11 protein-coding genes are annotated in these 12,196 nt (G+C 69.9%); 8 read left to right on the top strand and 3 right to left on the bottom strand.

Features of this window, described 5'->3' with window-relative positions:
- Positions 1-24 precede the first annotated feature (24 nt).
- Together Aple_RS17830 and Aple_RS17825 are read right to left on the bottom strand one after the other, a co-directional pair.
- Positions 25-1,497 (bottom strand): aldehyde dehydrogenase, encoded by a 1,473-nt coding sequence (locus tag Aple_RS17830; RefSeq protein WP_155345736.1) that lies wholly within the window; start codon positions 1,495-1,497, stop codon positions 25-27.
- A 116-nt stretch (positions 1,498-1,613) separates the two neighbouring features.
- Positions 1,614-2,564 (bottom strand): LysR family transcriptional regulator, encoded by a 951-nt coding sequence (locus tag Aple_RS17825; protein WP_155345735.1) that lies wholly within the window; start codon positions 2,562-2,564, stop codon positions 1,614-1,616.
- A 119-nt stretch (positions 2,565-2,683) separates the two neighbouring features.
- On the opposite strand from Aple_RS17825, the gene Aple_RS17820 reads away from it, so the two are divergent.
- The 8 genes from Aple_RS17820 to Aple_RS17785 all read left to right on the top strand — a co-directional run bounded on the left by Aple_RS17820 (position 2,684) and on the right by Aple_RS17785 (position 11,422).
- Complete coding sequence (locus Aple_RS17820; protein ID WP_155345734.1) at positions 2,684-3,841, top strand: acyl-CoA dehydrogenase family protein; 1,158 nt, start codon at positions 2,684-2,686, stop codon at positions 3,839-3,841.
- On the top strand, positions 3,838-4,674 hold the full coding sequence (locus Aple_RS17815) for an HpcH/HpaI aldolase/citrate lyase family protein (RefSeq protein WP_155345733.1): 837 nt from the start codon (positions 3,838-3,840) through the stop codon (positions 4,672-4,674). The genes Aple_RS17820 and Aple_RS17815 overlap by 4 nt, the downstream gene beginning before the upstream one ends.
- On the top strand, positions 4,658-5,821 hold the full coding sequence (locus Aple_RS17810; RefSeq protein ID WP_155345732.1) for a CaiB/BaiF CoA transferase family protein: 1,164 nt from the start codon (positions 4,658-4,660) through the stop codon (positions 5,819-5,821). The genes Aple_RS17815 and Aple_RS17810 overlap by 17 nt, the downstream gene beginning before the upstream one ends.
- Entirely contained in the window at positions 5,818-6,666 is an 849-nt protein-coding gene (locus Aple_RS17805) for an HTD2 family dehydratase (protein WP_155345731.1), read from the top strand. The genes Aple_RS17810 and Aple_RS17805 overlap by 4 nt, the downstream gene beginning before the upstream one ends.
- The gene (locus Aple_RS17800) at positions 6,663-7,445 is read left to right on the top strand and encodes an electron transfer flavoprotein subunit beta/FixA family protein (protein ID WP_155345730.1); all 783 of its coding nucleotides are present in this window, start codon (positions 6,663-6,665) and stop codon (positions 7,443-7,445) included. Before Aple_RS17805 ends, Aple_RS17800 begins: the two co-directional genes overlap by 4 nt.
- A 17-nt stretch (positions 7,446-7,462) precedes the next feature.
- A complete protein-coding gene (locus Aple_RS17795; protein WP_155345729.1) occupies positions 7,463-8,422 on the top strand; it encodes an electron transfer flavoprotein subunit alpha/FixB family protein in 960 nt (319 codons plus the stop codon).
- A gap of 100 nt (positions 8,423-8,522) precedes the next feature.
- Positions 8,523-9,989, top strand: coding sequence for an FAD-dependent tricarballylate dehydrogenase TcuA (tcuA, locus tag Aple_RS17790; protein ID WP_155345728.1), 1,467 nt, complete (start codon positions 8,523-8,525; stop codon positions 9,987-9,989).
- Entirely contained in the window at positions 9,986-11,422 is a 1,437-nt protein-coding gene (locus Aple_RS17785) for an MmgE/PrpD family protein (protein ID WP_155345727.1), read from the top strand. Before tcuA ends, Aple_RS17785 begins: the two co-directional genes overlap by 4 nt.
- A gap of 25 nt (positions 11,423-11,447) precedes the next feature.
- Here the strand turns inward: Aple_RS17785 and Aple_RS17780 are convergent, their stop codons facing one another.
- Positions 11,448-12,131, bottom strand: coding sequence for a GntR family transcriptional regulator (locus Aple_RS17780; protein WP_170321532.1), 684 nt, complete (start codon positions 12,129-12,131; stop codon positions 11,448-11,450).
- Positions 12,132-12,196: the final 65 nt, after the last annotated feature.

The following is a 12,196-nucleotide window of genomic DNA, read 5'->3' as shown; positions in this document are numbered from 1 at the left end:
GTCTCGGCTACTCCTTGGTCCAGCTCAGCGCATGACGAAGGGGTTCCCGACCGCGGCGCCCGTGTTGATCCACACCGTTTTGTTCTCGAGGTATTCCTCGATGGCGCCGATGCCGTTCTCGCGGCCGATGCCGGAGTCGTCGAAGCCGCCGAATGGCGCGAGAAAGCTGACGGCGCGGTACGTGTTCACCCAGACCGTTCCCGAACGCACCCGATCGGCCATTCGGAAAGAGCGCCCGATGTCCTTGGTCCACACGCCCGCGCCCAGCCCGAATCGCACATCGTTCGCCAGCGCGATCGCCTCCTCCTCGTCGGCGAACGGCAGCACCGCGAGAACCGGTCCGAAGATCTCCTCCTGGGCGATGCGCATGCCGGTGGAGACCCCGGTGAAGATCGTCGGCTCGACGAACCAGCCTGTTCCGCAGGCCCCGATTGTCGGCTGCCCGCCACCGAGCACGAGCGTGGCGCCTTCACGACGTCCGATCTCGATGTAGTCCAGCACCTTGGCATGCTGCGCCGGCGTGGTGATCGGGCCGATGTCGGTCTCGTCGTTCATCGGGTCGCCGATGCGGGCGGTCCTGGCCACCTCCACGACTCGACTCACCACCTCGTCGTGGATCTCGCGTTGCACGAGGAGCCGGGAGCCGGCGATGCAGGTCTGGCCCGTGGCCGCGAAGATTCCGGACACGACGCCGTTGACGGCGGCGGTGAGGTCCGCGTCGGCGAACACGATGTTGGGGGACTTCCCGCCGAGTTCCAGGCCGACGTGCTTGAGGTTTCGCGCCGCCTGCCCGCCGATCTGGCGGCCCGTCGCGTCGGAGCCCGTGAAGCTCACCCGCCTCACCAGCGGATGCTCGATCAGCGCCGGGCCGATGTCCTGGCCGAAGCCGGTGACGACGTTGATCACACCTGGGGGGAGCCCGGCCTCGTGGAACAACCGGACCAGCTCCAGCGTCGACGCGGACGCGAACTCGGAGGGCTTGATGACGACCGTGCAGCCGGCGGCGAGCGCGGGAGCGAGCTTCCACGACAGCAGCATCAGCGGAGAGTTCCACGGCGTGATGATGGCCACCACGCCGACCGGCTCCTTACGCGTGTAGGTGAAGTAGCCCTTCTTGTCCATGGGGAGGACGGATCCCTCGACCTTGTCGCTGAGCCCGCCGTAGTAGTAGTACCACTCCGGCAGATAGCTGACCTGGCCGAACATCTCCCGGTACAGCTTGCCGTTGTCGCGCACCTCGAGCTCGGCGAGATGCCGGGCGTTCGCCGCGATCGTGTCCCCGAGCCGTCGCATCAGCGCCCCGCGGCCACTCGCGGTGAGTTCCGACCACGGTCCGGAGGTGAGAGCGCGGTGCGCCGCTTGGACGGCGTCGTCCACGTCCGCCACGCTCGCCCTGGCGATCTCGGCCCACGGCGCGCCCAGATACGGATTGTCACTGGCGAACCAGTCGACTCCAGGACGCTCGTCGCCATCGATGATCATTGAGAATCGGTGCATGGTCGTACCTCGCTGAACATGAGGTTGGGCACTGAACCATGCCATCATCAGCGCTGATGGACGCCGTTGAGAAATAGGAAATCGTGATGGAAGCATGCTGTCCGCGCATGTGCCGCTCAGGACTCGCGATCGTCCTCGGCGGAGTCGAGTAGTGCCGATGGCCAGTTGCCACGACGCACGGCCGAGCGGATCTGCCGGACGATCTCTCTGGTGACCACATCGACCGCGGCGGACCGTCGTGCCGTCCGGGGCGCGCCGAGAACGATCGAACGCGAGATCTCAGGATCGCGCAACGGAGCCGCGCTCACGAGCCCCCGGCCCACCTCATCGGCGATGCCCGCGGCCGGCAGGATGGTCCAGCCGCAGCCGGCGAGGACGAGCTTCTTCTGCAGCAGGATCGAGTTCGTCGCCGTGACGATCGTCAGGCGGACGTCACTCCGCGCCACGGCGCGGTCGATGAGGATCCGCAGGCCGTGGCCCGCGGTGGGGACGATCAGCGGCTGCGCCGCGGCCTGCTCGAACGGGATGGGGTGCCGCGGGTCGAGGCCGGCGGCGGGCGGCGCCACGGCCCACAACTTCTCCTGGATCAGCGGCCGGACATGCAGGGACGGGGTGTTCGTCAGGTTGTACAGGAGGCTGAGGTCGAGATCGCCGTCGTCGAGCCATTGCCGCAGATGCCCTGAGTACGCGGTGAGCACGCGCAGCTCGATCCCCGGATGCTCGCCGGTCACCGCCTTCACCAAGGGTTCGGCCAGGATGCCGAGCGTGCTCTCCAGCAGGCCGACGGTGACGATGCCCGTGACGTGGTTGGGCGTCGGCCGGATCTCCGCCTGAGCACGTTCCAGCTCGTCGAGAACGCGCCGAGCTCGCTCGGCCATGCTGCTCCCCGCCTCGGTGAGCCGCATGCCGTGCCGAGTCCGTTCGAACAGCGGAACGCCGAGCTCGTGCTCCAAGGCGTGGATCTGACGGGTGACCGCCGGCTGAACGAGATGCAGCAACTCGGCGGCTCTCGTCACGCTGCCCGCCTCGGCGACGGTCACCAGCGCCTTGAGCTGCTTGATCTCCATGCCCGGTCTCCTCGTCGCATCTCGCGGACGCATGCACCCATCAGGATTTGGCATTTTACGATCTGCCTCATCAGTCTTCATGATGCTTACGAGAATTCGAGCAGACGTGGAGAAGCTGGATGAGCGAACTCAGCGATGCGGAGCAGGACATCGTCGCCCTCGTCGGCACCTTCGTGGACCGCGAGGTCAAGCCCGTCGTCCAGGAGCTGGAGCATGCCGACACCTACCCGGAGAACCTCATCGAGCAGATGAAAAAGCTCGGGATCTTCGGGCTCGCCATCCCGGAGCCCTGGGGAGAGGCGAGCGTCTCCACCCCGTGCTATGCGGCTGTGACCGAGGAACTGGCACGCGGCTGGATGAGCCTGGCCGGAGCGATGGGCGGGCACACGGTTGTCGCGAAGCTCCTGCTGGCGTACGGCACGAGGGAACAGCAGGATCGCTACCTGCCGGCCATGGCCACGGGTGAAATCCGTGCGGCGATGGCCCTGACCGAGCCCGGCGGGGGCTCCGATCTGCAGGCGATGCGCACCGTGGCCCGGCGCGACGGCGACGCCTACGTGGTGAACGGCACGAAGACCTGGATCACGAACGCGCGCCGATCCCAGCTCATCGCCCTGCTGTGCAAAACGGATCCGACCGCTGATCCGCCCCACAGCGGGATGAGCATCCTGCTGGTCGAGAAGGGTCCGGGCTTCACGTTGTCCCGGGATCTGCCGAAGCTCGGCTACAAGGGTGTGGAGAGCTGCGAGATCGCGCTCGATGACCTTCGCGTGCCGCGCTCCGCGCTCCTGGGCGACCAGGAGGGCAAGGGCTTCGCGCAGATGATGCGCGGGCTGGAGATCGGCCGCATCCAGGTCGCCTCCCGCGCCCTGGGGGTGGGGCGGGCCGCGCTGGAGGACTCGATCCGGTACGCGCAGGAACGGCACAGCTTCGGCAAGCCGATCTGGCGGCACCAGTCCGTGGGCAACCTTCTCGCCGACATGGCGACCAAGCTGACCGCGGCCCGCCAGCTCGTGATGTTCGCGGCGCGTCGCTTCGACCGTGGCGACCGGGCCGACCTGGAAGCGGGGATGGCGAAGCTCTTCGCGTCGGAGGTGGCCATGGAGGTCGCCCTGAACGCCGTACGGGTGTACGGCGGGTACGGCTACTCGACCGAGTTCGACGTCGAGCGCTACTTCCGGGACGCGCCGCTGATGATCGTCGGCGAGGGGACCAACGAGATCCAGCGCACGGTCATCGCGCGACAGTTGGTCAATCGATTCCCGATCGCGACATGACCGCCGATACTGCGGTCACCTGGCTGTTCGTCCCCGGCAACCGTCCGGAACGGTTCGACAAAGCCGCGCGGAGCGGGGCAGACCGGGTGATCGTCGACCTGGAGGACGCGGTCACGCCCGCGGCCAAGGAGTCCGCCCGCCAGTCCGTCGTACGATGGCTGTCCGGCGGCAGGACCGCATGGGTGCGGATCAACGGTTCGGCGACCCCGTGGCACGACCACGACCTCGCCTGCCTGTCGGATCTGCCCGGACTCGCGGGCCTGGTCGTCCCGAAGGCCGAGGACCCCGCGGACCTCGACCGAATCCGGCAGGTCGTCGGCGGCTCGACGGCACTGGTCGCCCTGATCGAGACCGCTCGCGGCGTACGTGACGCCCACCGCATCGCCGAGTTTACGCCGGTCGCGCGGCTGGCGTTCGGGGCCATCGACTTCGCCCTCGACATCGATGCCGCGGAGACCGACCAGGCCCTGCTGCTGGCCAGGAGCACCCTCGTCGTCGCCTCCCGCGCGGCGGGCAAGCCCGCTCCTCTCGACGGGGTGACGCAGGAGCTAGGGGACCCCCGGGCGGCGGCCGGTGACGCAGCCCGGGCTCGGGCCCTGGGTTTCGGCGGCAAACTCTGCATCCACCCAGCACAGATCGCCGCCGTTCGATCCGCGTTCGAGCCATCCGCCGAGGAAGTCGAATGGGCTCGCCGGGTCCTAGAGCACGCGGAAGGACCGGGAGCGGGCGTCACACCGGACGGACAGTTCGTGGACAAGCCCGTGGTGGAACGAGCCCGGCGGATCGTAGGACGGATGGATACGGAAGGACGCGGGCATGCGTCAGCCACTTGACGGCATCACGGTCGTGGCCTTGGAACAGGCCGTGGCGGCACCGCTCGCCACCAGGCACCTCGCTGACCTCGGCGGGCGGGTGATCAAGATCGAGCGTCCCGGCGGGGGCGATTTCGCGCGGCAGTACGACCGCGCCGTCCGCGGCCAGTCCAGCTACTTCGTGTGGCTCAACCGGGGCAAGGAGAGCGTCGTACTCGATCTCAAGGCGCCCGACGACAGGGCGGTGGTCGACGCGCTCGTGGCACGTGCGGATGTCGTCGTGCAGAACCTGGCGCCGGGCGCCGCGGATCGCCTGGGCCTGGGGGCCGACGCGCTCCGCTCGCGCCGGCCAGAGCTGATCTACTGCTCGATCTCCGGGTACGGCACCGACGGCCCTTATCGGTCGAAGAAGGCTTACGACCTGCTGGTGCAGTGCGAGACCGGCGTGCTGATGACGACCGGGACGACGGAGGTGCCGTCGAAGGCCGGCATCTCGATCGCGGACATCGCCACGGGGATGTACGCCTACTCGGGCATCCTTGCCGCGCTCTTCGAGCGTGCGCGCACGGGGGTGGGCGCGAGCCTGCACGTGGCGATGATCGACGCGATGGGGGAGTGGATGGCGCAGCCGATGTATCTCTCCGCCTATGGCGGCGGCGGACCGCGGCGTACCGGCGCGCGGCATGCCTCGATCGCACCCTACGGACCGTACGTGGCCGGCGACGGCGAGCAGGTCTTCCTGGCCGTGCAGCACGACCGGGAGTGGCGAGCCCTGTGCACCGAGGTGCTGCGGCGGCCTGACCTGCGCGACGACGCGCGGTTCCGGCGCAACGTCGATCGGGTCGAGCACGACGCGGAGCTGACGGCGGTGCTCGAGGCGGCGTTCGTCCGGCTGCGCGCCGACGACCTCATCGACCTCCTCGATCGAGCCGGCATCGCCAACGCGCGACTCCGCGCGCCGGAGGAGCTCATGCGGCACCCGCAGCTGGACGCACGACACCGGTGGCGGTCCGTCGAGACGCCGGGTGGACCGGTGCAGGCCCTCCTGCCGCCGGTGACGGTGACCGGGACCGAGCCCGTCATGAGCGGGGTCCCCGCGCTCGGGCAGCACACGGAGGCCATCCGCGCCGAGTTCGCGGGCGACGCGAGCGGAGGTGCCACGTCGTGACCGGGGTGGTCGAACGTACCGAACACCTGGTGCCCGAGCCGGCGTACGCGCTGGGTGCGCTGCTCGGCGTCCCGGTTCCGGACATCACGGGTGACGACGGACTGCCGCTGCTCTGGCACTGGTTCTATCTGCTCGACCGCCCCGCACAGTCCGAGCTCGGCCCGGACGGTCATCCGGCCCAGAGCCTCGTACCCGAATCGATCACGGCCGGACGTCGCCGGATGTGGGCCGGCGGCCGGGTCCGACAGCTCGGTCCGCTGCGGTGCGGTGCGGACGCGACCAAGGTGTCGCAGGTCGCCTCCGTCCGATACAAGCAGGGGCGGACCGGCCCGCTGGCCTTCGTGACGGTCGACCATCGGATCCTGCAGGACGACCGGGTCGTCATCGCCGAGCAGCAGGACCTCGTCTACCGCGAGCCGACCGGCGCGGAACCGGCTCCCGCCGCGAACGGTGACCGCGAGCCACCCGCCGCCCAGCCGCCGACCGACGGCGAGTGGGCGATCGCCGTGTCGCCGAGCCTGCTGTTCCGGTTCTCCGCGCTCACCTACAACGCGCATCGCATCCACTACGACCGCGACTACGCCCGCGACGTCGAGGGTTATCCGGGCCTGGTGGTCCACGGGCCCTTGCAGGCCTTGGCCATGGCGGAGTACGCCCGGGCGCGCGGGACCACGCGTGGTCAGGTGTTCGAGTACCGGCTGCTGGCACCACTGATCGAGGATCAAGGACTGATCGTCCGCGCGACGCGCACGCCCGAGGGCATCACCACGCAGGTACGGGACGCCACCGGCCGCCGTACCGCATCGGGCCTGCTCAGCCACATCGACGTAGAGGAGTACGCATGAAGATCGTCACCCTGGTCAAGCACGTTCCGGACGCCGCCGCGGACCGGACGTTCGATGCCGACTACATCACTGATCGTGCCGGTGTCGAGGGCCTGCTGTCCGAGCTGGACGAGTACGCCGTCGAGGAGGCGCTGAAGGTCGCCGACGCCGGTGCCGGTGTCGAGGTGGTGGCCTTGACGATGGGTCCAGGCGGCGCCGACGCGGCGGTGCGGAAGGCGCTGCAGATGGGCGCGGACTCCGGCGTGCACGTCGTGGACGAGGCGCTGCACGGGTCGGACGCGCCGGCGACCGCCCAGGTGCTGGCCGCGGCGATCGCGAAGATCGGTGACGTCGACCTGGTCCTGACCGGTATGGCGTCGACCGACGGGGGGATGGGCGTGATCCCGGCGATGCTGGCCGAGCACCTCGGGCTGGCGCACGTGGGGTACGTCGGTGAGCTGACGGTATCCGGCGGCACCGTGACGTGCCGCCGCGACGGCGACGCCGCGAGCGAGACCATCGAGGCCGCGCTGCCCGCCGTCGTCGCCGTCACCGACCAGATCAACGAGCCGCGTTACCCGTCGTTCAAGGGGATCATGGCGGCGAAGAAGAAGCCGGTGCGGGCGTGGACGCTGGCCGACCTCGGGGTCGATGCGGCCAGGGTCGGGCTGGACGCCGCGTTCTCCGTGGTGCGTGCGGTCACCAGGCGGCCGGAGCGGTCGCAGGGGCAGATCGTCACCGACTCCGGTGACGGCGGCACGAAGCTCGCCGAGTTCCTTGCCGCGCGGAAGTTCATCTAGGAAAGGGAGAGGGACTGATGGCTGAAATCCTGGTCCTGGTCGACCATGTCGACGGTGCGGTGCGCAAGACCACGCTGGAGTTGCTGACGCTGGCGCGGCGCGCGGGCGAGCCGGCCGCAGTGTTCCTTGGGTCCGGTTATGACGCCGCCCGCGAGACCCTCGGCACGTACGGGGCGGCCAAGGTGTACGTGGTCGAGGCGCCCGAGTTCGAGCAGTACCTCGTGGTCCCCAAGGCCGAGGCGCTGGCCCAGATCGCGCGGTCGTCCGGCGCCGCCGGCGTGCTGCTGACGTCCACCCCCGAGGGCAAGGAGATCGCGGCCCGGCTGGCCGTGAAGCTCGGGTCGGGCATCATCACCGACGCGGTCGACGTCGCCGCCGACCTGACGACGACGCAGTCGGTGTTCGCCGGTGAGTACACCGTGACGGCGCAGGTCACCACGGGCGCGCCGGTCATCACGGTGAAGCCCAACGCCGTCACCCCGGAGGCCGCCGACGGCACCGACGGCACCGACGGCACCGAGGAGAAGGTCACCGTCGCGTTCTCCGACGCCGCCACGAAGGCCCGAATCGTGGACCGCAAGCCGCGCGCCGCGACCGGCCGGCCGGAGCTGACCGAGGCGTCCATCGTGGTGTCCGGCGGCCGCGGCACCGGCGGCGACTTCGCCCCCGTCGAGGCGCTGGCCGACGCCCTGGGCGCGGCCGTGGGCGCGTCGCGGGCCGCCGTCGACTCCGGCTGGTACCCGCACGCCTACCAGATCGGCCAGACCGGCAAGACGGTGTCGCCGCAGCTGTACCTGGCGGCCGGCATCTCCGGCGCCATCCAGCACCTGGCGGGCATGCAGACGTCGAAGACCATCGTCGTGGTGAACAAGGACCCCGAGGCGCCCGTCTTCGCGCTGGCCGACTTCGGCGTCGTCGGCGACCTCCGTACCGTCCTGCCGCAGGCGACCGCCGAGATCGGGAAGCGCACGGGCTGAGCTCCTCGTCCTGCGAGCGCTGGGGAGAGACCTCTGGCAGATTGTATAGAAAGTAGGATATAGTCTGCCGAGTTAGGATCTGTGAACGAGGAGGCCGCGGGTGAGCGAGAAGGTCGATGTCGTCGTCGTTGGAGGGGCTAGCGCCGGGTACGCCGCAGCCGTCGCCGCGGCGGAATCCGGGGCCGAGCGTGTCGTCGTCCTAGAGAAAGCGCGCAGGGACGACGTGGGCGGCAACTGCCGCTACTCGGCCATGGGGTTCCGCTTCGTCCACGATGGCGCCGATGACCTGCTCGGGCTCCTGAGTCCCGCACGGCGCGAGGAGCTCGCGGGACGGATCCGCGTGCGCCCGTACAGCCGAGACGAGTTCTTCGCCGACCTCAACCAGGTCACGAAGAACCTCATCGACCAGGAGTTGGCGCAGATCCTGGTGGACGACTCCCGGTCGGCCGTGGACTGGATGACCGAACTCGGCCATCAGTGGGTGATCTGGCCGAAGCCGGTTCGGGTCGACGGCTTCCTGGAGTACCCGGCGGGCACCGTGATCGGCCCCGCGGACGGCGGCCTCGGCCTCGTCGAGCGCTGGATCCAGATCGGCGGGCGGCTGGGTGTGGAGCTGCGCACCGAGTCCCGGGTCTCCGGTCTGCTGGGTAACTTCCACAGCGTTCAGGGGGTCGTCGTCGACGGTCCCGACGGCCGCTACGAGATCGAGGCGGGTGCCGTCATCCTCGCCAGCGGCGGGTTCCAGGCGAGCGCGGAGCGCCGGGCGCGGTACCTGCCGCCCGGCTCGGACCTGATGAAGGTGCGGGGCAGCCGCCACAACACCGGCGAGGTCCTGGACATGGCCGTGGCGCTGGGCGCCGCGACGTCGGGGCAATGGCAGGGCGGCCACGCCTCGCCGATCGACCTGAACGCGCCGGACGTCGAGGTCGACAACACGGTCAACCGGTACGCCTACCCCCACGGCATCACGGTGGATGTCAACGGCAAGCGGTTCTTCGACGAGTCCGAGCGGCACCGGACCTACACCTACGCCAAGACCGGGTGGGCCGTGATCAAGCAGCAGGGCGGCATCGCGTACCAGATCTTCGACCAGCAGGCCGTGGATCTGTTCCCGGAGGCCTATCGCGCCGCTGTTCCGGTCCAGGCCGACAGCATCGAGGCGCTGGCCGACAAGCTCGGCATCGACGCGGTGGCGCTGGCACGGACCGTCGAGGAGTACAACGGCGCCATCGACGACTCCGTGCCGTTCGATCCCACCAGGGAGGACGGCCGTGGCACCGTCGGCATCAGTCCGCGGCACACCAACTGGGCGCGGCCGATCGTCGAGGCGCCGTTCCTCGCCTTCGGCGTGACGGGCGGCATCACGTTCAGCTTCGGCGGCGTCCGTACCAACCGCGACGCCCAGGTGCTCAACACCAGCCTCGATCCGATCCGGGGTCTCTACGCCAACGGCGACATGGTCGGGCTCTTCCACCACAACTATCCATCGTCGAGTGGGATGACGCGCAACGCGGTGTTCGGGGGCCGGGCCGGCGTGTCCGCCGCCGACGCGGCCGGCCGGCGATGACGGCGTCCCCCGCGCACTCCGCCGGCCTCTCGAGCGAGCCTTCGCCTACCTCGGAGCTGTGCGCGTTCATCGCCACGACCACCTGGGACGATCTCCCCGAGGAGGTGCGGCGGCGCACCCGCCTCCTGCTCCTTGACGGCATCGCCTGCGGCCTGGTCGGCGCTCATCTGCCCTGGGCCACCAGAGCGGTGGAGGGCACTCGCCTCGTGGACCGCGGCGCCGGCGCCACCGTCTGGGGGTGGGGGACGCAGACGTCACCCCTGTCGGCGGCACTGCTGAACGGAACGTTCGTCCAGGGCTTCGAGCTGGACGACTTCCACGCCCACGGAGCGCTGCACTCCTCGTCGGTGGTGGCGACCGCGGCGCTGGCCGCGGCCGAGGCGGTCGGCGGTACGCCGTTCCCCGCGCTGCTGCGGGCCCTGGCCCTGGGATACGAGACAGGGCCGCGGGTCGGGATGACGATGGGCGGTGCGCGGCTCAGCGCGTTGGGCTGGCACACCGGTGCCGTGTTCGGAACGTTCGCGGCCGCCGCGGCGGCGGGCGCGGTCCTCGGACTCGACGCGCGGGCCCAGGAGAGCGCGTTCGGCAACGCCGGAACTCGCGCGAGCGGCTTCATGGCGGCGCAGTACAAGTCGATGGTCAAGCGCATGCATCACGGCATGGCCGCGCAGTCGGGCCTGCACGGCGCGGCGCTGGCGTCGGCCGGCTTCCTCGGCACCGAGCGCCTCATCGAGCACGAATACGGAGGGCTCGCCTCGACGATCCTGGGGAGTCGCGACGACGCCGATCTCGGCCGGCTCACCCGTGGCCTGGGATCCGAGTGGGTGATGATGGGGATCGGGATCAAGCGGCACGCCTGCCTCATCATGCTGCACTCGACCATCGACGCGCTGATCGAGCTGCGGGCGCGCGTACCCGCCCACCGCGTCGAGCACGTGCGCATCGGCGTCAGCGAGAGCGTCGCGCGGCGGTCCGCCTGGAAGCTGGAACCGCCCGGCTCGTCCTTGGGGGCGCAGATGAACCTGCGCTTCGGCGCGGCTGTCGCGCTGCTCGACGGCTCGGCCTACACCGGACAGTTCAGCCGCGAGTCGCTGTCCCGCCCGGAGGTCTGGGCGCTCATGGACCGGATCGACGTCTCGCACGACTCGGCCATCGACGACCTGGGACGCGACCGCCGCTTCGTCACCCGGATCGAGCTGCGCCTGGACGACGGCAGCGTCGTGGACCTGACCAGCACGCCGCCGCAGGACGTGCCGTTCGACGAGCAGCAGGTGCTGGACAAGTTCCGCGGGCTCTGCGAGCCGCTCGCCGAGAGTGAGCGCCTCCGTGCCATCGAATCGCTTGTCCTGCATGGCGGCGCGGACGCGGACGCGCGGGATCTGGCGGCGCTGCTGGCGCCGCCGGTGCGCCCGGCCATGCCGGATCTCTCCTGAGCGTCAGCGATACCAGGCGCGCTGGTCACGCGGCGCCGCGACTGCGGACCTGGCGCTCGTGACCAGCCGTCTGGACGTGGCTGAGCATGCAGGCGCTCGCGCCCTCGACGTCGCGTTCCTCGATCGCTCGCACGATCGCCTCGTGCTGTTCGATGGCCCGGCGCACGAAGTCGGGCCGGTCCCACAGGCTCTCGGAGGCGGGGATGACCCGTTCCCACAGTGGCCGCATCACCTGCTCGGCGATGTAGGCAGAACCAATTCGGATGACGGACAGGTGCAGCTCACGATTGCGGCGGGACAGCGCCGCGGCGTCCTCGGACGCGGCGGCGCCGATGAGCGCCTCGTGTTCCGCCCGCAACGCGGTCAGCTGGTCCTGGCTCGCCCGTTCCACCGCGAGGCGGATGGTGTAGCTCTCGACGTGGGCGCGGAACAGATACAGGTCACGCAGATCGTGGTGGGGCATCTCCGTGACGGTGGCGCCGCGGTGGGGGGAGTAGGCGATCAGACCGTCGGCTTCGAGCCGCCGCAGCGCCTCGCGAACCGGGGTCGCGCTCACGCCGTAGCGCGCACCGATCTCGGTCTGGATGATCTGCTGGCCGGGAGTCATCGTGCCTTCTCGCAGTTCCTGCCGCAGCCGGTGGAACACGTAGTCCGACTTGCTCACCGGCGGCGAGACGGAGTCATAGCGGTGGTCCGGGGGCGTGCTCACGGGCATCTCACCTGTCGTTATCGATCATGCTACGGTTTCGCGTTCTCTGCATCCGATAGGAAGCA

The organism is Acrocarpospora pleiomorpha (genome assembly GCF_009687885.1).
In the GTDB taxonomy this organism is placed as follows: domain Bacteria; phylum Actinomycetota; class Actinomycetes; order Streptosporangiales; family Streptosporangiaceae; genus Acrocarpospora; species Acrocarpospora pleiomorpha.
This window is presented reverse-complemented; position numbering and strand designations above follow the sequence as displayed.

What these genes read in the sequence shown, in the direction of transcription:
- Aple_RS17830 (WP_155345736.1), bottom strand. Translation starts at nt 1,497, where the DNA reads ATGCACCGATTCTCAATGATCATCGATGGCGACGAGCGTCCTGGAGTC.
- Aple_RS17825 (WP_155345735.1), bottom strand. Translation starts at nt 2,564, where the DNA reads ATGGAGATCAAGCAGCTCAAGGCGCTGGTGACCGTCGCCGAGGCGGGC.
- Aple_RS17820 (WP_155345734.1), top strand. Translation starts at nt 2,684, where the DNA reads ATGAGCGAACTCAGCGATGCGGAGCAGGACATCGTCGCCCTCGTCGGC.
- Aple_RS17815 (WP_155345733.1), top strand. Translation starts at nt 3,838, where the DNA reads ATGACCGCCGATACTGCGGTCACCTGGCTGTTCGTCCCCGGCAACCGT.
- Aple_RS17810 (WP_155345732.1), top strand. Translation starts at nt 4,658, where the DNA reads ATGCGTCAGCCACTTGACGGCATCACGGTCGTGGCCTTGGAACAGGCC.
- Aple_RS17800 (WP_155345730.1), top strand. Translation starts at nt 6,663, where the DNA reads ATGAAGATCGTCACCCTGGTCAAGCACGTTCCGGACGCCGCCGCGGAC.
- Aple_RS17795 (WP_155345729.1), top strand. Translation starts at nt 7,463, where the DNA reads ATGGCTGAAATCCTGGTCCTGGTCGACCATGTCGACGGTGCGGTGCGC.
- Aple_RS17785 (WP_155345727.1), top strand. Translation starts at nt 9,986, where the DNA reads ATGACGGCGTCCCCCGCGCACTCCGCCGGCCTCTCGAGCGAGCCTTCG.